This is a genomic window from Magnetovibrio blakemorei (genome assembly GCF_001746755.1).
GTDB lineage: Bacteria > Pseudomonadota > Alphaproteobacteria > Rhodospirillales > Magnetovibrionaceae > Magnetovibrio > Magnetovibrio blakemorei.
The window spans coordinates 76,077-98,205 of sequence record NZ_MCGG01000078.1; the positions used below are offsets into that span (position 1 = coordinate 76,077).

Here is a 22,129-nt window from a genome sequence, read left to right on the forward strand (position 1 = left end):
CAACAAAGAAAGACGCAGCGCATAATGACGCAATGAAAAAGCGTTCTTCTGCCCTTGATTCGCCCTAATTTCCTGACATATTAAGGATAGTAATTTTTTTGGCCCACCTGCCAAGCCGATGAGGTTGGCAAACTGTAATGGAGTGATCGCCACATGGCCTTCGACCGCCAAGACCAAACCGTATTGCGCACCGAAACCCGGACGGGTTCACGGACCGATACACTGAACATTGACCAGGGTCTGCGCGCCCACATGCTCAAGGTCTACAACTATATGGCCTCTGGCTTGGCGCTGACCGGCATTGTCGCGCTGATGACTGCCAGTTCTGAAACCATGGTCCAAACCATTTTCACCACCCCGCTGGCGTGGGTGGTGATGCTGGCCCCGCTGGCGTTTGTGCTGGTGCTGTCGTTTGGCATCAACAAACTCAGCACGCCCATGGCACAAGCCCTGTTTTGGGGTTTTGCCGTCGTTATGGGCCTGTCCATGTCGTCCATCTTCCTGATGTACACCGGGGCCTCCATCGCACGGGTATTTTTCATCTCCGCCTCCATGTTTGCGGGCATGAGCCTTTATGGCTACACCACCAAGCGTGACCTGTCGGGCTTCGGTTCGTTTTTGATGATGGGTCTGATCGGTTTGATCATCGCCATGGTGGTGAACATCTTCTTGCAGTCCACCGCCCTGGAATTTGTGATTTCTGCTGCGGGCGTGCTGATCTTCGTCGGCCTCACCGCTTACGACACGCAAAAGATCAAAGCCATCTACAACGAAATGGACGGCCAGGACGTGATGTCCAAAAAAGCCATCATGGGGGCATTGACCCTGTATCTGGACTTCATCAACTTGTTCTTGATGATGCTGCGCTTGTTCGGCGACCGTCGCTAAACCAGCCCGTTTTTTTAAGTCAAACCGCCCATGACGCAAATGCGTTTTGGGCGGTTTTTCTTTTTCGTCTGTTAATGAGAACCGCGGCGCAGCAGTTCCATAGCCGCGTTCAACTGGCTCATGCGCTGGTGACAGCCGTCTTTGCCGTCGGGGTGAAACACCGTCGCCAAACGGCGAAAGCGCAAACGAACGGTGTTTAAGTCGGGCTGAGAGCCAGGCGGCAGACCCAGCACGTACAGGGCCTGTTCGCGGGTCTGCACGCCATCGCTTATGGGTTCAAAATACAACGCCTTCACCACGTTCTGTAACCGTGCCATTTCGTCGTGGGTATCGCGCAACAACGCATGCTGGGCTTCTTGTTCCATTTCGGCTTCGGAAATCGCGGCTTCGGATTCCACATCTACGTTCATATGACCGCGCTCAATCGCCAAGGCCAACGCTAAGGCCTTGCGAATGGTTTCGATTTCAAAACCGGGGGCCATGCGCACTTGCAATCTGGGTTTTCGCCGCCACGGTTTACCCACTGAGCGACCTGATTTCAATATTACCGTTTCGCGGTCGTCACGAGCGGGCTCACCAGGGTCCTTATGGGCGTTGATGACGGCAAGCGGTACAACCAAAACCACCGATCGCGCCAAGTCGGCAACGTTGCAGTGCTTGGCTTGAGCCAGCGCAAAGACCTCATCGCGAAACCGGCTGGCGCACGGCACCGTATAGGAATGTTTGTTCGAAGGTTTTTCAAAACTCATCTCTACACCCTTTTATACGGCCCTCTGACAGCTTCCAAGTTGCCCCGACAGCCTTTGCCTTTAAGCGCTCGCAGGGGCCAAATCGTGAGGGATTCATTTCTAACCCGGCCCTTATGGGCCCCGTGCCGACTCACTTTAGGCCCTGCAAAACCCCCGTCAACTGCAATTGTTGTTTTTTTACCCTTTTAGGGGCGTTATGCTTAACAATTCGTCACCAAAATGACCATTTAAGCTTGAAGCATTTTATATTTTTATTATAACAAACTGAATATAAACAAAATTTTCGTGTTTAAGCAATCATTAGGATTATTACCCAAAATGCAATGGTATCGCTTTTGTGGGCATTATTTTCCGTGTTTTTCCCATTTCAAAGCCCCCTCAGGCCCTTATTTTGGTCTAAAATAAGTAAACCGGGACTCCGAAACGATTTGCATTTGAACCTTAACTTCATATGTTGTTTTCATGATCTGAACGGACCCCGCCCTTAAGCATCGTCCAATCGCGGCTCTTGTCCTGACCCTTCAAGCGGCCAAAATTGGCGACAGGAATTTGCTCTTGTCGACGACCATGATAACCCGATCTTATCCCTTTACACCTTAGCTTCGACGCAGTTGGCTTCATCCTTTATTAACCATAAATGCAGTATCGCAACGAACGCGCCAACACCCCGCAAGAAGTGCTTCCACCGCCATTGGGTGTGCCTCCACGGACCACAAAACAACCGCTTGCAAAACCACGTCACCTAACCGCCTGTCCCTCCTCTCACATTTTGATACGTATCGTTAACGAGAAAATATTTGCTGTATTATCAATACACTATGATAAATCAAAATGGGAAATCAGTTGCGCCGCGCAGAAACGCAAATCTGCCAGCAGCCCCAATGCCGTGTTTGGATTAAATAAATTTGTATCCCCGCAACGTTTTTTTTCGGGCGTGGGATCAAAGATTGGCGGCCGCGCAAAAATATCGTTTCTCATTGCGTCTTTAGGCTGTGTTAACCATAAACAGACCACCTTGTCCACGCGCACAAAGGGCTATCGTTTCACTCTCAAGACTAAAAGTGTCTGGCCGCTTCATCAAAACGCTACGGTGGCGATATAGCCTCAAAAGACAACCGCTCAGAGCACCGGAACGATGGGGCGACGAGGGCGGGTGCTGCTCCATCCGTACACACCAAGGCCGAGCCAAATCAAAGCAAAGGCCGCCAGGTGTGCCCGGGTGAAGGGTTCATCAAACACAAACACCGCCAAAATAAATTGCGCCGTCGGCACGATGTACATGAGCACACCCAGGGTCGATAGACGCAAGATGCGCGCCGCTCGGGCATACAACAGCAACGGCATCGCGGTCACCAATCCGGTTCCCGCCAAAAGAAAGCTGTTCGTCACATCCCCGCCAAACGCAAACGCTTCGCCGGATGACAGGCCCAGCCAACCGATGTAGGCCAGCGCCCACGGCAACAGCATCAGGGTTTCCAAATACAGCCCCGGCAATGATCCCACCGGAGCCATTTTGCGCACCAGGCCATAAATCGACCAAGACACCGCCAAGCCCAGAGACACCCACGGCAGCGCGCCCAGGTTGACCACCAAAATCGCCACCCCCAGCGCCGCCATGCCCACCGCGACCCAAGCCAGAGGCACCAAACGTTCGCGCAAAAACACCACCCCCAGAACCACGCTCATCAACGGGCTGATGTAATAACCAAGGCTTGATTGCAACACTAAGTTATGGCTCACGGCCCAGATGAATATCCCCCAGTTCCAGGCAATGGCAAAACCTGAAAAGGCCATGATGCGCAGTGTTTTGGGGGCATAAAACGCCTTGGAAAAAATTTCCCGCCCACGCCCCATAATCACCATCAAAAGGGTGACAAACACCAACGACCACGCCGAGCGATGGGCCAACACTTCCAAGGCGCCAATGTGGGTCACGGTTTTAAAGAGCAAAGGAAACAGGCCCCAAATGCACGTCGAGGCCACGGCCAAGAAGATGCCCTGGCCGACACTGGCGCTGTGCGCCGTATCTACGTGGGATGTTTGGGGGGGTGTATGGGGGGGGAGGTCGCGCATTCCGTCACCGTTGAAGGTTTTGCCGTTATGACATAGCAGGTGTTCACCATTACACCTTTCAAGTACACTGTGCAGATAGATTCTTTGTCTACAGTCGGAGCACCTCATGAAGCTCAATCGTATGGGCACGTCCCTCAAAGTTTTTTTGCACTCTTCATCGGGCGCCACAGCCATTGAATACGCGCTGATTGCGACCTTGATTTGCGTCGCCATCATCGGGGCCTTAACCCTCTTCGCCAGCAGCATGGGCGGTATGTTCAACTACATTTCCAGTGCCGTGAGCCCGGGGTCGTGATCGAAGAGATCTTACTGCTCAGCGACCCGGCGCTTATCCCGGACCTAAAAGCGGTTTTCAAAGACGCCAATCCCCGCCTGCGTCTCTTAAGTATCGATACGCTCGACACCTTAAACACCCTTGAAAACCGCGCTTTGGGCAACACCCGGCTGATTTCGTTTGGCGGCGAACTGATTGTCCCGGCTGCGTTTTTAAATCGCCTTGGGGGTGGCGCATACAACTTTCATCCCGGCCCTCCCGATCGTCCCGGACGCTATCCGTCGTGTTTTTTTATTTATGACAATGGCGTTCAATCTGACGGCGATCACCCGTTCGGCTCAACCGTTCACGAGATGGCCGCCCAGGTCGACAGTGGCGCGATTGTGGCCACAGACCTGTTTCACGTTCCCACCGACATTGATCGCCTCACGTTGGACGCGCTGAGTTTTCAATCGATGCTGACTCTATTGCGCCACTTGGCCCCAGCCTTAGCCACGGACCCAGCACCGCTGCCCCGCATCGATGCCGTGTGGAGCGGGCGCGCCACCACCCAGCGCGATTTTGAAGCCCTGTGCCACTTGCCCCAAGACATCACGGAGGCCGAATTTCAGCGCCGCTATCGGGCCGTCGGCGAAGGCCCCGAGCACGCCTTGAACCTCACCCTCTTTGGCCACCGCTTCACCCTCAACAATCGCCACGCAGGGCCGAAAGTCACCGTCGGCGGGAAAATCCGTTAGCCCCATGTTTGACCGAGCCGGCCAAACCTTATCGCCCGTTCACGATGGTTCTGACGGCGTTTCCAATGAAGCTTCCGGATCGCCTTGTGGCTGGTCTTGAGGACCGCTTTGCGTCGTCGGTTTGATGGGCGCGACCCTTGGCTCTTCGGGTGAGGCATCCTTCGGTTCTTCAACAGCGACTGCACCTGACTTCTCTGCAGGGACTGCACCGGGAAACGCACCGGGGGGGAAATGCACAACCCGCTGGGGGAAGGGGATTTCGATGCCGCCGGCTTTAAATGCATCGTGAATGGCAAACCGAATGTCTGAACCGGTATGCAGTCGTTTTTCCACGTTGGCCAGATAAGCACGCAGCTCGAAGTTTAAGGAGCTGTCGGCAAAATCGGAAAAAATCACATACGGCTCCGGATGCGCCGTCACATTTGGATGGGCTTTGGCGCATTCGAGCAAAATCGCTTTAACCTGCTGTGGATCAGAGCCATAGGCAACGCCGACCAACACTTCGACGCGGCCCAAAATATTTTTATGCGTCCAGTTCGTCACCGGCGTGGAAATCAGGTCCGCATTGGGAATGATGACGCTGGCGCGTTGAAAGGTTTCAATTTCGGTGGAGCGCACATTGACTTTTTTGACCGTGCCCTCATGCCCGCCAACAATCACCCAGTCGCCCGGTTTGATGGGGCGTTCCGCCAGCAAAATCAAACCCGATACGAAGTTGTTGACCACGTTTTGCAAACCAAAGCCAAGGCCGACGGAGAGCGCGCCCGCGATCAACGCTAAATTGGTGAGATCAAGGCCCAAGGTTGAAATGGTCACCAGCAGAGCGATCACCGTACCGGCGTAACCAACCCCCGTTTTCAGGGCGTCTCTCACCCCTTTGTCCTTGGTCAGGTTAGGCAGGATATGGCGTTCCAGACCTTTTTGGATCAGCCGGGTGATGAACAAGATGGCGCCGAACAAGGTCAGCCCGATCAACACATCGACGAGCGAGAACGTATACGAGCCAATGCGCATACCGCGCATCAACTTGCCGAGCGATACGGCGGTGTCTTCCGCACCCAACCCCCACACCGGCAGCAACACCAAACCTGTCACCAGCAAGAGGGCAATATCCAGAACCGTGCGCAGCCAAAACAGCGTGCGCTCGCTGGCATCCCCGTCAAGGGCAAAAAGCGTGCGCGCCTTGCGGCCAAAGCTGTGTTGGGGGTCCAAAACCATCCCCAGACCTTCGCGACCGACACTGCGCAAAAGCCCCATCCCGGCCAAAATCAAGCTGCTCAAAAAGATGGCCCGCAGTACGTAGGTCGCCAGTCCAGGAAACCCGACCAAAGCCACAATTGGCAAAACGACCAGCCCCACGGTCAAAAATGCCCGCACCCGCGGAAGCGTCGAAACGGTGTCCTTTTCGGGCGTTTTAGGGGCGCTTTCCGGGGACGAGAATTGCCCCCAGATGCGCGAATCCAAAAGAGAAATCAGCAACGGCACCAGCACCAGCGTGAACACAAATGTCGCCACACTGGCCAGCTCCGCCGAGGGAGTCGCCCACAACGTCATCTCATGCAGGCCGTCAAAAACCAAGAACAGGGCCAAGGTGAGTTGGAGGCGCACCACCAACAGCTTGGACGCCGCCGCATCAAAATCCAGCAAATGCCATTCCTGGCGCTGTGGGGCTAAACCCGCATTGATCAACCCGTAACCTAGAAAAAACAGCACCAAGGTCCGGTCGGCACCGCTCAGCACCGTGGCCAACGGTTCCGGGGCTTGATCGCCTTCAAACGGCAACCAGCTGACCAAAAAGACGAACAAAATCGGCCCCAAAGCACGACCGCCCCCTTCCACCAAGCCGGCCAGCAAACGGCGGCTGTAGCTCGGTTTCTCGATACCGTAAACGCGCCCATAGTGCGCGCGCAGCCAAAGCCCCAGCATCCACCCGCCTATGGCGGCAAAAAAGGCAATGGCCAAATGGCGCAGCAGCAACGTTTGCTCCTTAGCCGCACCGTCGATGCTGGTCCACCACGTCTGTGGCGCGGTGATGAAGGAGGCGTTAAACACCTGCATCGCTTCCTTCCAGGCAATCGTCCAAGCCTTCTGATTGAGCGGCGTGACGGTGCGTTCGAACAACTCATTTTTCAGTCGTTCGCGCGAGCGCAGGGTGATCTTCGACAAGGTTTGTTCCGCCTTGGCGATGATCAAACCCGCTTGTTTGGCGTGCCCTTCTAGGTCCGCCACTTCTTTACCCAATTCCTTGCGCCGCTTTTGCACCGCTTCGGATTCGGCATTGGTCTCTTCCGCGGGCGGCGGACCTAAGGTTTCCAACAGCCTTTTGCTTTGTTTGGCTTGACTGAGGGCGCTGTCGCGTTGCACCACCGCACCATCGGCAATGGTTCTCAGCTGATCACGCAGATCGCGCTCTTCCAAACTGCCGGTGCGCCCGCTTTCGACCCGTTTTTCGATTTTCAGGACGGCTTGGTCCCAGGCGCGCACCTGAGCGTTAAAATCAATCGGCGGTTCCTGGGCAAAGCCCAAGCTGGCGACGAACAGAATTTGCAGGGCAAATACAAACCCCAAGCCCAAACCAAACCGCAACCGACTATCCATCGTCATATCCATTTAAAGCGCCGCATTATCCATATTTCGATCACAACGAGCCCGACCAATCCCGCGCACACGAACCAGAACGCCCACGGTGATTCAGCGCCGGGCATGCCGCCCACGTTGATGCCCAACAACCCGGTCAAAAAGCCCAGCGGCAACATGACGGTCGCCACCACCGTCAGAACATACATGGTTTTTTCCATGCGCTGGGAAATGCGGTTGATCAGTTCGTCCTGCACCACCGCCGCACGTTCGCGTATTTCATCCAATTCTTCAACAATGCGGGTGACCCGGTCCACCGTTTCGCGCAAGCGTCCCTTGATCCGGTCATCCAGCCACATCTCTTCGAACTGGGCCAAGCGCGCCAACGCGTCACGCTGGGGATTGATGTAGCGACGCAGTGCGATGGCAACCCGCCGACAATCAATCAGCTCATAACGCACCGCGCGCATATCAAGCGTCTCCCCCCCATCGATACCGATGAGCTTATCTTCAAGCCCCATCAATTGATCGCTGAGATTCTCAATCACCGGACTCATCCGTTCGGTCAGGCTGGCGGCCAAGCGGGCGACCAAATGCCCCGTCGAAACCGGACCTTTTCCGCTGCTGAGTTGTTGGCGAACGTCCTCGACCGCCATCAGGCGGCGAAACCGGGTCGAAATGACCCGATCGGCTTCGATCCACATGCGGATCGACACCATATCTTCCGGTTCAGCCCCGGGGTTTAAATTGACTCCACGCAAAACCAGCAGTGTGCCATCATCGTAATCGTCGCAACGCGGTCGGGATTCATCGGCCATCAGGCCATCGATCACAAACGTATCCAGGCCGCTGTGCTCGCGCAGCCACGCGTCGGTGTTTTCATGCGTGCAATCTAAGTGAACCCAAATCGGCCCCTGATCCGCCGTCCACGTGTTCACTTTAGGCCAGTCCAGGGTCGTGCCCAAGCCCTTGCCGTCCAACACATAAGCGCAAATCAATTCAGGAAATTCCGTCATGGCTGGCTTTCATTCAAAAACTTATTTTTTTGATGATAACGTAAAATTAGGCCGGAGAACATGATAAGCTCACGTATCGTTTTGTTTATATTATGTTTTTATCAACCGATTTGGAGCACAAACTGAGCACGTCCATAGTGGCAACGATTTTCACAATCTCAGCGCTTTTGTTGGCCGTCTTTGGCATGAACTTGGGCTTTGGTCTGCAAGCCACTTTGTTGGGCGTGCGCGCAGGCATGGAAGACTTCGCCCTGCCCATGATTGGCGCGATCATGGCGTTGTATTACGTCGGCTACATCGGCGGGTCGCTTTATGGACCCCGGTTGATCAACCGGGTCGGCCACATTCGCACCTTTGCGGCGTTTGCCTCTGCGGCGTCCGCGGTCGCTTTGATCCATGCCATGATTGTCGAACCCTGGACGTGGATGGCGCTGCGCGCCATGACCGGCTTTTTTCTCGCCGGAATGATCATCGTTTCGGAAAGCTGGTTAAACCACGCCGCCAGCAACACCAACCGCGGCAGCGTTTTGTCCACCTACATGATCGTCACCTTGGGGGCTTCGGCTCTGGGCCAATTGCTGCTCAACGTCGCCCCACCCCGGGGTACGGAACTTTTTATCTTGGTTTCGATCTTGATTTCCTTGTGTTTGGTGCCGCTCACCGTGACGCGGCGTGAAGTCCCGCTGCCCGTACCGACCCCGCCCATGTCGATCAAACGCCTTTTTGCCATTTCCCCAACCGGCGTCGTGGGGTGCTTGGCCACGGGTCTGATCAGCGGTTCATTTTGGGGTATGGGGGCTGTCTATGCCCAACAGTCGGGCATGACCACCCCGGAAATCTCTGTGTTTATGGCCATCGTTGTGTTGGGGGGCATCATCACCCAGTGGCCGCTTGGCTTTCTTTCTGACCGCATCGATCGCCGCACCGTGATGATCATCATCAGTCTGGCCATTGCCGGGGCCAGTTTTGCCCTGTCCTTTGCCGATCATATGTCGAGCCTTCAACGCCTTGGCGCGGGGGCCCTGTTCGGCATGGCGGCCTTTCCGCTGTACGCCATTTCCAACGCTCACGTGAACGACCAGGTGAAATCAATGGACTTCGTTTCGGCCAGCAGCACCTTGTTGGTTGTGTATGGACTCGGCGCCGTATCGGGGCCGATGATTTCGTCCACCGCCATGGCAGAATACGGCCCCGGTGGATTGTTTTATTACACCGCCGTCATAGCCGTTGGGCTGAGCCTTTTTACCCTGCACCGCAAATGGGTCGGGCAAGCCGTCGCGGCGGATGACAAAGAGCAATTTGTCGCCGTACCCAAAACCAGTCAGGTCGCCATGGTGATGGTGGCGGCCGCCGTCAGCGAAGAGAACAATTCTGACGATGCCCCTGACGGCGGGTCTGATGACGGGTCTAATGACGGGCCCGAAGCGCCCCTAAGTTGAACGCCATTTATAGCGCTCGCGCCATGCGTTTAGCCTTGAAATACTGCTGTTTTCTGACCTCGTAGGCGCTATGATCAAGTCCTCTTCAGCCTTTGAATTCGTGTGTTTAAGAATGGGGCTGCGACACGTGTAACGCTTTTGGCACGTGCTCGGTTGTTTTATTTCTACGTCCTGTATTTCGGTTTTCGGCACCGCTTCACGCGACAAGATTAACGGCCGAAATATCCCGCGCGATGCGTCTATGAAGGAAATTCTCAGCATGCTTAATCGTCTTCTCGAGGTTCTTCGAATTCCCTTCTCCGTTTTTCGCCTCTCCGGTGAGGACTTGATGCAATTGCTCCATGCGGGTGGTCATTCCCATTATCTGAGCCGCCATCGCGCAGGTTTGATTATCGAGCGGGTGCGTTTGGTGTCGGCAGCGTTTTGCCTGCTGACGTTTGCCTGGATTGGCCTGGATTTTTTTGCCTTTGAGCTCAAAACCTGGTTAATTTTGGTGCAGTTGCGGCTGGTTTCAACGACCATTTTTCTGCTTTTGGCGTGGCGCTGGGATTTTGAAAAACACCTGCGCACGGGCTTCATCATGATGATTATGATGATGGCCAACCCGCTTATTTTTTACGGCTTTGCCTATGGTCTGTTTGCCGGACAAGCCTTCACCGGCGTGGCGCATATCGTCGCCACCGTTTACACCATGTTGCCCTATATCATCATTGCGGGCTTAAGCCTTTTCCCCCTGACGGCCCTTGAAGCTGTGTTGTTCGCCCTGCCGATTTTGGCCATCACCGCATTTGCGCCCCAGTTTGCGGGGGTTGGCGAGGTCACAGATTCCATCGCCACATTGTGGATTTTGGGCCTGATCCTAGGCGTCTATATCCTGGCCGGGATGAGCCAACTGCATTCGATGATTTCTTTGGTCCACCAAGCCAGTAAGGATCCCCTCACCGATCTTTTGACGCGGCGCACAGGCACCGAAATCATCGACCTGTATTTCCGCATCTCCGTTTTGCACAACACGCCGTTTTCGGTGATCTTTTTTGATCTGGATCATTTTAAGCTGATCAATGACGAATACGGTCACGAAGCCGGCGACGAAGCACTGCGCAACACCGCCAAAAAACTGCACGAATACCTGCGTCGATCCGACGTCATCGTGCGCTGGGGCGGTGAAGAAATGGTTGCCGTTTTGCCCAACACCAACATGGACGGCATAAAGCTGATTTTGAACCGCGTGTTAAAGGATTGGCTGGGCAACCGTCCCGACGGTACCCCGCTTACCGCCAGCATCGGCGTGGCTGAGCGCATTTCCGATACCATCGATGACTGGCCCGAACTGATTGAAATGGCCGACAAGCGCATGTACGCGGCGAAGAAATCCGGGCGCGCCCGCGCCATCTTGTGTGGCGAAGAGGTTATGGTTTCAGACCAAGCCTCTTAAACCCCAAGACCAAGTTAGCGGATCCATTTGTTAGAAATCCAGGGACACCGTTCGCTCGGGTGGGAAGCGCACTTGAATCGTTGTACCCTTGCCCTTCTGGCTTTCAACGCTGAGCATGCCGTCGTGCAGTTCGACAAGCCCCCGCGTTAATGGCAAACCAAGTCCTGTGCCTTCGTGTTTGCGCGACAACGTGCTGTCCACTTGGCCAAACTGCGCCATGGCCAGTTTGATCTCCGCCTCATTCATGCCAATGCCGGTATCTTTCACAGTCCACACATGGCAATCCGCTTCATCGCAGAGGGTTGTCAGGTAAATATCTCCACCCGCCGGCGTAAACTTAATCGAATTGGTCAATAGATTGAGCAGAACCTGTTTCATTCGCCGTTCATCGGCAAAGATCATCGGCAAATTATCTTCACATTGGATGTGCAGATGCACCTGGCTCTCTTGAGCGCGGTGATTCACAAGACGTACGGAGGATTCAACGATACCTCCCACTTGGACAACGTTTTCATGTAGCGTCAACATCCCCGCTTCAATGGCGGAAACGTCGAGAATATCGTTGATCAAGTCCAACAAATGCTGCCCGGAACTGTGGATATCGCTTAAATATTCACGGTATTTTTCGTGACCAAGCGGGCCAAACGTTTCCGTTTCCATCAAGCTGGAAAATCCGATGATCGCGTTCAACGGGGTGCGCAGCTCGTGACTCATATTGGCCATCAGTTCCGATTTGGTGCGGCTGGCCACTTCGGCTTCATTGAGCGCGTTGCGCACCGCCAATTCCGCAGCCTTGCGCGCGCTGATATCTTCGTGGGTCGCCACGTAATGCGTGTTGTGGCCCGTATCATCCTTGATGGGAGCAATGGTGGCATAGGCCCAAAATTGACTGCCGTCTTTGCGCGTATCTTGCAATTCCCCACGCCATTCCTGGCCCGCCTGAATGGTGGTCCAAATATCGCAATGAATGGCCCGCGGCGTTTCCTGCGATTTGATGATTCGGGGGTTTTGGCCAAGCGCCTCTTCGGCCGTGTAGCCCGTCAGTTTGGTGAACCGAGAGTTGACGAACTCAATGATTCCCGCCGTATCGGTGATGAACACGGCGCTGGGACTTTGTTCAAGGGCGCGCGTCAGCTTTCGCGAACGGGCCTCGCTTTCCTTCAGTTCCCGGGTTCGAGCCTCAACCCGGTCTTCCAATTTGCTTTGCATATCAAGCAATGCATTTTCAACTTTTTTGCGCGCCGTAATATTGCGCGTGGTGCCTTCGACACCTGCATAAGCACCAGCTGCATCGTACAGCATCTTCGCGCTGGTCGAGACCCACACTTCTTGGCCGTTTTTATGGCGCAGACGCACCGCATAATCGGAGACACGGCCCCCGTCGCCCTTCAGCTTTTGCAGGAAATCGTCTCGTTCTTTTGGATCGACATACAAGTCCGCAAGCGGTTGTGAAATCAATTCATCAACGCTATAGCCCAAAACGGTCTGCACTGAATCTGACAGCATGGTGATGCAGCCATCGTGGTCGGTTCGATAAAACACATCGGTCATGGTTTCCAAAATCGTCCGAACTTCACGTTCCGACTTTTTCAGTGTGGACTCTGCGTGCACACGTTCAGTGATGTCGATACCGGTGCCAACCACATATTGAATGGCGCCGACCTCGTTCAATGTGACCGTGTTAGACCAAGAAATGATTCGCTTTTGTCTGTCTTTGGTCAGCCAAGCGTTTTCATGGGCGCTTGGAAAATCGCCGGCCGTCAGTTTTCCAAAGACCTCTTTGACCTGCGCACAAACATCGTCAGGCAGCAAAAAATCCCACGGCGTTCGCCCCAGGACCTCAGCTTCGCTATAGCCGGTCACCTCTTGGCACGTGCGATTGAAAAACACGATTTTGCCATCAGAATTCAAAACCACAACCAGCGCTCCAACCGTTTCCAGTATGGCGCGGGTGATTTTGTCATTTTCCAACAAGGAAGCTTCGCTAAGAAGGTGCATATTCACTCAGTCACTTAAAATGGACTATTGTCATATAATAATCAGAGGGCGCAATTGCATGCCTTTCCTGCTGTTCCCTCATTTTATGTGCCTTACGAACGCGCCACGGAAATGCCCACGCCCATCATGACAAGGCCGGATATCTTGTTGACCCGGCGGGCAATTTTAGGACGGTTCATCAGCCGTTTCAGCTGCTGGCCCAGCACGCACACGATGCTGATTCCAACCAACAACGTCAGCCCAACCGTGAAAACAATTTGCGTCGCGACCAGGGTGGAAAGGCTGTTTAAATCGACAAACAACGGTAAAAAAGAAAGGTAAAACACGATCAACTTCGGGTTTGTGCCGTTGATGAGAAAACCGACCAAAATTTGTTTCGATTGCGATCGCCCCGGACGGATCTCATCGACGTGAACGCCCGGACTGGTGAATTGTTTATAGCCCAAATAAATTAAATACGTGGCACCGCAAAATTTGACGTAGACCATGACCGGAGCCAAGGTCGCGGACAAGATGGCTAAGGAAGACAATGCCAACACCAGATACAAAACCGCCCCGATCACTTCTCCAACGGCGAGAAAAAATCCAGCCCGAAAGCCATCGCGCGCGCTGGTCACCAGCACCGCCAAATTGGCCGGCCCTGGCGACAAAACAAACACCAACGCGGCCAAAGACAGGCTCAAAGTCGTCGAAAAATCCATCTCACACCCCTCCCGCACCGCCAACACGATGGCGCAAATATCCTCAAACGAACTTCGATCAATTGGTGGAGTCCGTCAAGGACAGAGGCGGATCGATTGGCAAAGGCACCTATCATATTTATGCTTTAGCGCGCCTACGCTCATTCATAATCTTCACCGGCGCGGGCATGGTAGGTCGGCAATGTCCATCCATAAACGATGCCCCCTGCACGAACCCCAAAGCCAACGACAAAGGCCGCAAAGGCCGGCCAGGGTGTCGGCACGTCGAGAAATTTCAAGCCCACGTAAACGGAAGACCCAAGTAAGGTGCACGTGGCGTAAACCTCCTTTCGCAAAATGAGAGGCGTTTCATGACAGACAACATCGCGGGCCAGTCCGCCGAAGGTTGCCGTCATAACCCCCAAGATCACGGCGACAAGTTCGTTTGCCCCAGAGCGCAACGCCACGTCCGCCCCCACCACGCAATAGGCGGAAATGCCAATGCCATCAGCCCACAGAATGTAGATAAACCTTCTGTGCAAGATATGTGCGGTGAAATACACCAACACGGCAACGGCAAGACAAATCCCCACATGGTAAGGGGTTTCAAGCCAGAACACGGGGCGACCGAGAACAATGTCTCTGAACGTACCGCCGCCGATCCCCGTCAGGCTGGCCATGAGACCAAAGCCAATCAAATCCATTTCTTTGCGCGAAGCCACAAGAGACCCTGAAATCGCAAAAACCGCGATGCCCATTAAATCGATAAAACTCAAAAGCGTCGGCATGGCTTGGTCTCTCATACGTTCGAAACGGTGGTCTCAAGGAAGCGGTCACCTCTTAGTGTTAGTTGAGGATTGGCCGTTCGTCCATTGGCATGGTTTAGAGCCTTACAAAATGCACCCTAAATGTACAAAAAATTCGGGCCCCCGCCTCAGATGAGGGGGAGCCCGAACCGTGCAGTTTCCTGCTTTATAATGGTGCCGATGCGCAGATTTGAACTGCAGGCCTACGCATTACGAATGCGTTGCTCAAATTAAAAGTGATTTAAAAACAATTATCTATATACTATACTCATCTAATTAATCATCTTGATTATAATCATAAAAACCCAGAATACCGCCATTTAGTTTACAAATAGATCACACATTCACAACTATCATTTACAGGCACAAATGACCTCCTTTTACAAAAATCTCGAACGCATTCAGGACAACCTCTACATCTACCAACGAGATGGCTCCAAGCGCGGCACTTGGCAAGCAAGAGCGCGTATCGATGGCAAATACATACCCTTTTCCACACGCACAACTGATCGTAATCGTGCACGGGAAATTGCGTTGTCCAAATGCAAAGAATACGTAAGACGAACGTCAAAAAAGCTAAAAGTTGAACGCAAAATTTTCAGCGACTTTGCAGACCTACTCATTGATGCAGCTAATAACATTCTTGGTAATCCGAGAAAACGGAACGCGGTTTTATCTCCACTCAATTTGCACCTCATCCCGTTTTTTGGGCAAATGGACATATACGAAATCAGTGTTTCTGATATCGCAAAGTATAAACGCGAAAGGCTTAAAGTGCGCCCAAAACCAGCCGCACAAACAATCAACAAAGAGCTATTTGTTCTAAGAAAGGTGTTCAAACGTGCAGTCACCGAGCATCATATGGTCGCCAATGACATCCCGGAAATTGAAAATTTGTCGCTTATAAACGAAGAGGAGTATGGCAGCGACCCTCAGAAGAAACGGCTTGATTTTGATAGGAAGGAAATAAAAAAGATTACAAGCCGACTACGGCAACTAGAGGCCCGTGCACACGCAAAATTTCAGATCAAAATGCAAAAAAGACAGCAGTATCTTCAGAATAGGAAAAATTGCACGTATGACGATGCTGCATTTCAAAAAGAGAAAATGGAGACGTACCTGAAAAGCAAGGAACTCCAAGCGATGTCTATACTCCCCATATATGTAGACTTAATCCTTGGCACTGGTGCTCGCCCTTCTACGTTGGCCAGAATGACCCGGCAGAGCATCAAAGAAGACGAACAAGGCAGACTATTGCTAAGGGGCCTCACAAAAAAAGGGGGCAAACACGCTGACGTTTTACCAAGAAGCATTATCCCAACCGATATTGGTGAAAAGGCAATTAGAAGACTGCTTAAGTACCATGATAATCGGAGTGCTACGTCTCGTAAGACGCCCCTACTGCCCATAACAACACACCATCTCAATCGTTTATTCTGCAAGGTTCTTGATGATTTAGATCTAAGGGAAGATGAAATTGGTGGCTCCCGGTCAATTTATTCACTGCGACACACCTATATTAATCAACGCTTTCGTGGAGGCGTCGATGTCCAAACAATTGCCAGCAATACTTTAACATCTGTTCAAATGATTGACCGTTATTATCAGAATATCAAAAACGAATTGCGCGAAGAGTTACGTGAGCAGGATAAATTGCTTTTGCACGATGAAAGCGAATACTCAAATTTGCTTGGTGAACTAGAGGGTGAAAATCGAGAATCTTTCCTGGAAGACTTAAGGTTCATCGATGCAAAAGAGCAACTTGACTTCGAAGAAGGACGACTTTTGCTTGAGGATGAAATCGAACTAAGCGATGAAGCGAAAGAGGAAATCGCACAGGAATCCATTGAGGCCATGTCGGATGAAGAACGGCTTGAGTTTGAGGCCTTTGTCACGGAATCCCGCGATAAACCCTCGCAAATTTTTTAACTTTGTTCAGTATTCGTTCACTTATTTTCGACTAGCTGTTAAGATCGATTCGCCAAGCTTGGGAGAGATGTACTGTGTCACGTAAAACTGCCATTGATTTGTTTTGTGGTGCTGGGGGCCTGTCTGAAGGATTCCACCAAGCAGGCTACTCTGTTTTAGCAGGCAACGATGTTGATGCTGCAGCTGGTATAACCTATCAAAGAACTCATCCTGATTCACAATTCATCCTTGCTCCAATCCAAGATGTAAGTCCGAGCAAACTGTTAAAGGTGGCGGGCCTTAAATCTGGAGAACTTGATATATTGCTTGGTGGGCCACCCTGTCAGGCATATTCCGTTTACAACCACCAGCGCGGAATGCACGATGAACGTGCTTCACTTTTCAAACAGTACCTAAAGATGGTTAAAGGGCTTCGCCCGCGCTGGTTTGTCATGGAGAACGTTACTGGCATCACAAGTATCGCATGTGGCACTGTTGTTGATACCATCAAAAAAGAACTGGGTAAGCTTGGTTATTCAGTGGAGTGGCAAATACTCAAAGCTGAAGAATTCGGTATACCTCAAGAACGTCGGCGCATTTTTTTCATTGGCAATCGTGTTGGTTTGCCGATTCGGTTTCCTGAGCCCACTCACGGTAAGGGACTGAAGCCCTTTGTCTCCATTTGGGACGCTATTGGAGATCTCCCCGAAATCCAAAATGGTGGTACTGCAGATAACGAACCGTACATCACAGCACCACAAAATTCATATCAACGATATTGCCGTGGTAGTCGTAAAACGGTCCTTAATCACTCTTCACCAAAATTAAGCCCAGTCAATCTTGAACGCATGCAACACATCCCTATTGGTGGCTCCTGGAGAGACATTCCTTTTCATCTCTTGCCCAACGGAATGAAAAAGGCAAAACGCAGCGATCACACCAAAAGATATGGCCGAATGCGCCCTGATGGCCTTTCATGCACCGTGTTAACAAAATGTGATATCCATTGGGGTGCGTACATACACCCATATACAGATCGTGCAGTTTCCGTACGTGAGGCGGCCCGATTGCAGGGTTTCCCCGACTCTTTTAAATTTTATGGCTCAAAAACTGAGCAATATGTTCAAGTAGGTAATGCTGTACCCCCCATATTGGGGCGCCAAGTTGCTCAATCAATCTTGTCTACAGAAGATGAAAGCAACAAACTCATTGATAGCAGCGCAGCTTAGCTTACTGTGACAGGGCCTTTGTTATAGCTTCTTCATAAACGCCCATTTCTGGCAAGTTTCTGGGTGATGTAAAGGCTAATGCTACCTGATCTACTGTCGTCGTAAACTGTCCAGCAAAAACAAGCTCTCTCGTATTGCCCGCTGAAACATCCGGTCCAACAGTGTAACTTCTAAAAGTAATTGTTCCTGGACCCTGAGGATAATGATGAAGTTCGCCTCCCAGGCGGTCTCGAATGCGCGTGTAAACCTGTTCAGGGCAGACAAAATACAGACCCTTCGTGCATTTATGCTCCCGGCGCAGCACATGTCCCTTGTATATGACTTGCGGAAGAATGCGCTTATTAACGTTTTCCCAATTCAGACCTGCGTCCGAATAACCAGGAGATCTTCCCTGCTTATCTGTGAACTGTGCGCCTGACATAAATGTTTCTGATTGACCTCGATAGCTACCGGTCGTGTCGATTGTTTGAACTTCAGTAGCTGTCATCTCGCACAATGAGCCATCTACATTCATCTTGGCAAGAATCCAGTCAACGTAATATTTTCTACTCAAGGCTCCAACTGAACGTCCCTCAAAGCCTAGTGTTCTTGATCCCGGCGTCGGTAATGGAAGTTCTTGTCCCCACCTATGGCCAAAAACAACAACTTCATTACCGCGAACACTGCCTTGTTGTAAGGCATCTTTAAATTTATTTGGGCGAATTAACGCGCATCCAATACCAAATGCATCATCGGCTATATCCTGGAGAAATTGATAGTTGTTTCCATAGATTCGATTTGGGCAGCATATCACTGGATCCCCGCCAGTTTGGCAAACCGAACAGGCGCCATGATCGGGCTTTGAACAGTCATCATTAATGAATGGACACCTTTTATTGGCAACAAACGATGTCGACGCAGGATCAAGCGGTTTAAACCCAAAAAACTCAACGATCTGAAGTGCCATTTTATCCCCCAAAGAAAGCACACGAACTGTGGAGCGATTCGGCTACGCATGCAACCACAGACACTATTTAAACATGCCTGAAGCGCCAATATGGCCGCAATAAATGAAGGGCATCAAACCTTATTGATCGTGCATATGCTCGTTCATAGCTTTGGATATGCTGAGGCTCAGCCCTGTAAGGATAACGAATAAGGGAGTGGTTATAAACCATTGATTGTTAAGCGTTTTCATATGTCATCAGCAACATAGAAAAATGTCGCACAAAACAAATTTCTTGAGTTTTTTGAGCAAATGCCACAGCTGTTATTGGGCCGGCACTAATGCTTGCCCCAGACACATACTCAACGATCTGGAGCCCCAAATGGCAAACTATAAAGCACAAGACACTACCCGCCCGCATTTCGATGTTTCACAAATCAATGCCTCTGATGTTGAAAACATCAAAATGGCAATTCAAGATATTGAAGGCACTGGTGCAGGATACATCAGCCTCACTGATCCCGAGACGGTCTACATTATTAAGCTCTTCTACAAGATAATTGTATGGCGTCATATAGAACTATCAAAAATGTAAATGCACGATGAACTCATCAAAAAAGCGTACGGTTCTCTTTCTATCCTCTTCAGATAGATTCTTGTCTGGCTGAGGATAAGCAATGCTTCGAAGCGCCGCTTCAACACTCTCAATCGCCTGTTCCTCCGAGATACCCGCGAACACCTCGCCTATAGCCTGATCAAGTGCACTCTTCACCTCACCAATATGCTGCTCTATGGGCTGCATTACAGAAAGAGCATCGAGGGGGTCTCCCGATCCCGACGAAGCTTCAGGTGCCAAACCAAAGAAAGGATTCATACGATAGGATTCAAGCAAGCGATACACATTATTCAGCGCGACTTGTGGATTGACTGCCTTAGCAGGGTCATCAATACAATCTCTTGCTGTACTCGCCAGAAGCCACGCAGCTCCTCGGGCATCGTTGCGTTCATCTACGGCCATAATTGGCATGGTGATCTCCCTTATGATCAGAGTACAAGGTTCTCTTTCTCACATCTAGCCCAATAACCACTCAATGTATGAGCCATACAACTACACTACAATATATAGTTTTCCAAAACCACCCAAAATAACCCACATAAATATAATTATTTATATTGATTAAGATTTATTGAACAATTTCAATAAATTGAGATATGATACCTTAAAGAATTATTTTTCCAAATACACCCAAGAGAAACCATCTCATGGTCATACCGCCCAAACCCTACGCAAGTGGAACCATCGCCCTAAGTCGCAAGCAACCTCGCTTTACTATTCCAGCAGAGGTATTGGCTTCTGCTGGCTGGAATGACCTAGATGAAGTGGAAGAGCTCGTTGCTGAGTTTATCGATGTGGGGCACTACAAATTACACCGCCTGCGTGACATTGAATCAAACATAGCGGCTGCCAAAGCCTGCATAACGAACGAAGCACCAACCACCCAACAAGAGGCGGATGAGCTTCAGCTGCTAGCTGATCAATTTCGCGTAGTTAGACTATATAAGTCTGATAATAATCGAGTGGCCATAAAAGAGGAGGTTGCCAGTATCCTGGTAAGCGATTCAAATGAATGTGGGCCCTACAAACTTTATATCCAGGCAAGCAATGGCAACATTGACATCATGTCGCCGACTGTTCGGATTAAAAGATTAAAATCTTTTGTTGAAAAATAGGCACTTTGCGACGCTCAGCTTGTCGCAAAGTATTGCCAGTCTCCATAATACAGGATTCACAAAAAACATTCACAAAAAATTCCGGCCCCCAAAAAGGGAGCCGGAATAGCGCAGAATTCTGCGAAAAAATGGTGCCGATGCGCAGATTTGAACTGCGGGCCTACGCATTACGAATGCGTTGCTCTACCACTGAGCTACATCGGCGTAAAAATCATGTCGTCCTGAGGACGCGCTCTTTTAGTCTGCCGGGGCGGGCGCGTCAACGCGTTTTGCTGTTGGACGCTGCTTTTCAGGACCTTTATACGGACTTCGCGGCAGGTTTGCCCAAAAGCGGCACGGACGCATACGAAGCACCGCCCAGCAACACCAAGCCTTGGGGTGTTTGCCAATCCATCTGATCAAAGCTGCGGCATTTGGGACAATGAGCCGACCATTTGGCTTCCACGTGGCCGCAATCGGAACACACCCACGCCGGATCGGCGCTGGCGGATGCGGCGCGCGCCAACCAGTGGCGCACCTGGTCTTTGTCGCCGTGTTCTTGGTCTTCCAGGTCGGCCATCATGGTGAACACCTTGCGGCTTTGACAACCCGCTTCCAGCGCGGCGCCCAGATGGGTGCGCGCCTGACCCCACAATTGCGCCTGCAAAGCCGCTTCGGCGACAACCATGTGGCCATCAATAGAGGCGGACTTCAAGGCCAGCAGTTTTTGTGCGGCGGTCACTTTTTTGAGGCCGTCATCGGCCGAATCCGCCCGATAATACAGCACCGCCAAATCGGGATGAGGTTTTAAGGCCCAGGCCTTTTCCACCACCTGTGAGGCTTTGTGCTTGTCGCCGCGGTTTAAATACAAGGTGGCCAAGCGCAGCGCCGCCGCCGTCAACGCGGTGTCCAAAGACACGGCTTTTTCCGCCAGTTTAAGCGCTTTCACCGGATCGCCCGCACGCTCCGCTTCTTGGCTTTCGCCCAACGCCACAATGGCTTGACGGTGACGGGTGTCGCCTTGGCTGATGGCCGTTAGCTTGCCCGCGTGGCTCAACGCCTCGCCCGCCGCCGCCCATGTCCCCGCCCGGGATTCCAGTTCGAACAGCGTCTCGGCCAACCATTCGCTTTTGGGTTTCAGCGCCTGGGCGCGCCGCGCCAGCGCCAGCGCCGCTTCATCATCGCCGCGCTTGACCGCTTGATTCAACAGGCCGCGCAGGCCTAAAAATTCCATTTCCGGTTCGTCCAGCATGGCGACAAAAAAGCGTTCTGCGGCCGTTTCATCGCCGCCCAGCTGGGCCGATTGCGCCTTCAACAGCAACGTCAAAGGCGGCTCGCCCAACAGGCCGTCGGCCTTGTGCACTTGGCGCGCGGATTCTTCGCCGTCACCTGCGGCCACCGCAACCATGCCTTTGGTCAGCGCCTTATAGCCATTGCGCGAACGCCGTTCGCGATACATATCGACCAATTGCCCCGGCGCACGGGTTAAAAACAGCCAAAAACGATACACCAACGCCGCCACAACGACCAAAATCGCCACGCCGCCGACCAGCACCCCGGCACTGGTTTCAATTTGCCAACCGCCCCAGTTGAGGCTGACGGCACCGGGGTTGTTGCTCACCCAAATGAGCCCCCAAGCCAGAGCCGCAACGGCCACCAAAAAGGAAATGAGACGCAGCATGTTG

General features: G+C 52.1%; 20 protein-coding genes and 1 tRNA gene. 10 read left to right on the plus strand and 11 right to left on the minus strand.

Annotation, left to right across the window (positions count from 1 at the left end; translation table 11 throughout):
- Nucleotides 1–153: 153 nt before the first annotated feature.
- On the plus strand, nucleotides 154–888 hold the full coding sequence (locus BEN30_RS16575) for a Bax inhibitor-1/YccA family protein (RefSeq protein ID WP_069959415.1): 735 nt from the start codon (nucleotides 154–156) through the stop codon (nucleotides 886–888).
- A 71-nt stretch (nucleotides 889–959) separates the two neighbouring features.
- Here BEN30_RS16575 and BEN30_RS16580 read toward each other — a convergent pair whose 3' ends face one another.
- Nucleotides 960–1,637: a J domain-containing protein gene (locus tag BEN30_RS16580; protein WP_069959416.1), complete on the minus strand. Its 678-nt coding sequence runs from the start codon at nucleotides 1,635–1,637 to the stop codon at nucleotides 960–962.
- 637 nt (nucleotides 1,638–2,274) lie between these two features.
- On the opposite strand from BEN30_RS16580, the gene BEN30_RS18455 reads away from it, so the two are divergent.
- The gene (locus tag BEN30_RS18455; protein ID WP_139135099.1) at nucleotides 2,275–2,739 is read left to right on the plus strand and encodes a hypothetical protein; all 465 of its coding nucleotides are present in this window, start codon (nucleotides 2,275–2,277) and stop codon (nucleotides 2,737–2,739) included.
- 17 nt (nucleotides 2,740–2,756) lie between these two features.
- Here BEN30_RS18455 and rarD read toward each other — a convergent pair whose 3' ends face one another.
- Complete coding sequence (gene rarD, locus BEN30_RS16585) at nucleotides 2,757–3,710, minus strand: EamA family transporter RarD (protein ID WP_170827102.1); 954 nt, start codon at nucleotides 3,708–3,710, stop codon at nucleotides 2,757–2,759.
- Between the two features lie 106 nt (nucleotides 3,711–3,816).
- On the opposite strand from rarD, the gene BEN30_RS16590 reads away from it, so the two are divergent.
- Nucleotides 3,817–4,005, plus strand: a complete 189-nt coding sequence (locus BEN30_RS16590; RefSeq protein WP_069959417.1) for a Flp family type IVb pilin — start codon at nucleotides 3,817–3,819, stop codon at nucleotides 4,003–4,005.
- Nucleotides 4,002–4,721, plus strand: coding sequence for a hypothetical protein (locus BEN30_RS16595; protein ID WP_069959418.1), 720 nt, complete (start codon nucleotides 4,002–4,004; stop codon nucleotides 4,719–4,721). The genes BEN30_RS16590 and BEN30_RS16595 overlap by 4 nt, the downstream gene beginning before the upstream one ends.
- 39 nt (nucleotides 4,722–4,760) lie before the next feature.
- Here the strand turns inward: BEN30_RS16595 and BEN30_RS16600 are convergent, their stop codons facing one another.
- Both BEN30_RS16600 and BEN30_RS16605 read right to left on the minus strand, forming a co-directional pair.
- Nucleotides 4,761–7,319: a DUF3772 domain-containing protein gene (locus BEN30_RS16600; RefSeq protein ID WP_069959419.1), complete on the minus strand. Its 2,559-nt coding sequence runs from the start codon at nucleotides 7,317–7,319 to the stop codon at nucleotides 4,761–4,763.
- Nucleotides 7,320–7,321: 2 nt separating this feature from the next.
- On the minus strand, nucleotides 7,322–8,314 hold the full coding sequence (locus BEN30_RS16605; RefSeq protein WP_069959420.1) for a zinc transporter ZntB: 993 nt from the start codon (nucleotides 8,312–8,314) through the stop codon (nucleotides 7,322–7,324).
- A 92-nt stretch (nucleotides 8,315–8,406) separates the two neighbouring features.
- Between BEN30_RS16605 and BEN30_RS16610 the strand changes: the two genes are divergently transcribed.
- Both BEN30_RS16610 and BEN30_RS16615 read left to right on the plus strand, forming a co-directional pair.
- On the plus strand, nucleotides 8,407–9,753 hold the full coding sequence (locus BEN30_RS16610) for an MFS transporter (RefSeq protein WP_069959421.1): 1,347 nt from the start codon (nucleotides 8,407–8,409) through the stop codon (nucleotides 9,751–9,753).
- A gap of 259 nt (nucleotides 9,754–10,012) precedes the next feature.
- The gene (locus tag BEN30_RS16615; protein WP_170827103.1) at nucleotides 10,013–11,188 is read left to right on the plus strand and encodes a GGDEF domain-containing protein; all 1,176 of its coding nucleotides are present in this window, start codon (nucleotides 10,013–10,015) and stop codon (nucleotides 11,186–11,188) included.
- A 30-nt stretch (nucleotides 11,189–11,218) separates the two neighbouring features.
- Here the strand turns inward: BEN30_RS16615 and BEN30_RS16620 are convergent, their stop codons facing one another.
- From BEN30_RS16620 to BEN30_RS16630, 3 genes are all read right to left on the minus strand, one after another.
- Nucleotides 11,219–13,186: a PAS domain S-box protein gene (locus BEN30_RS16620; protein ID WP_069959422.1), complete on the minus strand. Its 1,968-nt coding sequence runs from the start codon at nucleotides 13,184–13,186 to the stop codon at nucleotides 11,219–11,221.
- A gap of 92 nt (nucleotides 13,187–13,278) precedes the next feature.
- The gene (locus tag BEN30_RS16625) at nucleotides 13,279–13,887 is read right to left on the minus strand and encodes a LysE family translocator (protein ID WP_069959423.1); all 609 of its coding nucleotides are present in this window, start codon (nucleotides 13,885–13,887) and stop codon (nucleotides 13,279–13,281) included.
- Between the two features lie 140 nt (nucleotides 13,888–14,027).
- Complete coding sequence (locus tag BEN30_RS16630) at nucleotides 14,028–14,654, minus strand: trimeric intracellular cation channel family protein (protein WP_069959487.1); 627 nt, start codon at nucleotides 14,652–14,654, stop codon at nucleotides 14,028–14,030.
- 387 nt (nucleotides 14,655–15,041) lie between these two features.
- Here BEN30_RS16630 and BEN30_RS16635 point away from each other — a divergent pair, with 387 nt between their 5' ends.
- Together BEN30_RS16635 and BEN30_RS16640 are read left to right on the plus strand one after the other, a co-directional pair.
- Nucleotides 15,042–16,601, plus strand: a complete 1,560-nt coding sequence (locus BEN30_RS16635; protein WP_069959424.1) for a site-specific integrase — start codon at nucleotides 15,042–15,044, stop codon at nucleotides 16,599–16,601.
- Nucleotides 16,602–16,675: 74 nt separating this feature from the next.
- Nucleotides 16,676–17,809, plus strand: coding sequence for a DNA cytosine methyltransferase (locus BEN30_RS16640; protein ID WP_069959425.1), 1,134 nt, complete (start codon nucleotides 16,676–16,678; stop codon nucleotides 17,807–17,809).
- A 1-nt stretch (nucleotide 17,810) separates the two neighbouring features.
- Here the strand turns inward: BEN30_RS16640 and BEN30_RS16645 are convergent, their stop codons facing one another.
- Nucleotides 17,811–18,755, minus strand: coding sequence for a NotI family restriction endonuclease (locus tag BEN30_RS16645; RefSeq protein ID WP_069959426.1), 945 nt, complete (start codon nucleotides 18,753–18,755; stop codon nucleotides 17,811–17,813).
- A 361-nt stretch (nucleotides 18,756–19,116) separates the two neighbouring features.
- Here BEN30_RS16645 and BEN30_RS16650 point away from each other — a divergent pair, with 361 nt between their 5' ends.
- Complete coding sequence (locus BEN30_RS16650) at nucleotides 19,117–19,329, plus strand: hypothetical protein (RefSeq protein ID WP_139135101.1); 213 nt, start codon at nucleotides 19,117–19,119, stop codon at nucleotides 19,327–19,329.
- Here BEN30_RS16650 and BEN30_RS16655 read toward each other — a convergent pair.
- Entirely contained in the window at nucleotides 19,318–19,761 is a 444-nt protein-coding gene (locus BEN30_RS16655; RefSeq protein ID WP_069959428.1) for a hypothetical protein, read from the minus strand. The genes BEN30_RS16650 and BEN30_RS16655 overlap by 12 nt on opposite strands.
- A gap of 236 nt (nucleotides 19,762–19,997) precedes the next feature.
- On the opposite strand from BEN30_RS16655, the gene BEN30_RS16660 reads away from it, so the two are divergent.
- On the plus strand, nucleotides 19,998–20,465 hold the full coding sequence (locus tag BEN30_RS16660) for a hypothetical protein (RefSeq protein WP_069959429.1): 468 nt from the start codon (nucleotides 19,998–20,000) through the stop codon (nucleotides 20,463–20,465).
- Between the two features lie 129 nt (nucleotides 20,466–20,594).
- Here BEN30_RS16660 and BEN30_RS16665 read toward each other — a convergent pair.
- Nucleotides 20,595–20,669, minus strand: a tRNA-Thr gene (locus BEN30_RS16665).
- A 94-nt stretch (nucleotides 20,670–20,763) separates the two neighbouring features.
- On the minus strand, nucleotides 20,764–22,125 hold the full coding sequence (locus tag BEN30_RS16670; RefSeq protein ID WP_069959430.1) for a heme biosynthesis protein HemY: 1,362 nt from the start codon (nucleotides 22,123–22,125) through the stop codon (nucleotides 20,764–20,766).
- Nucleotides 22,126–22,129: the final 4 nt, after the last annotated feature.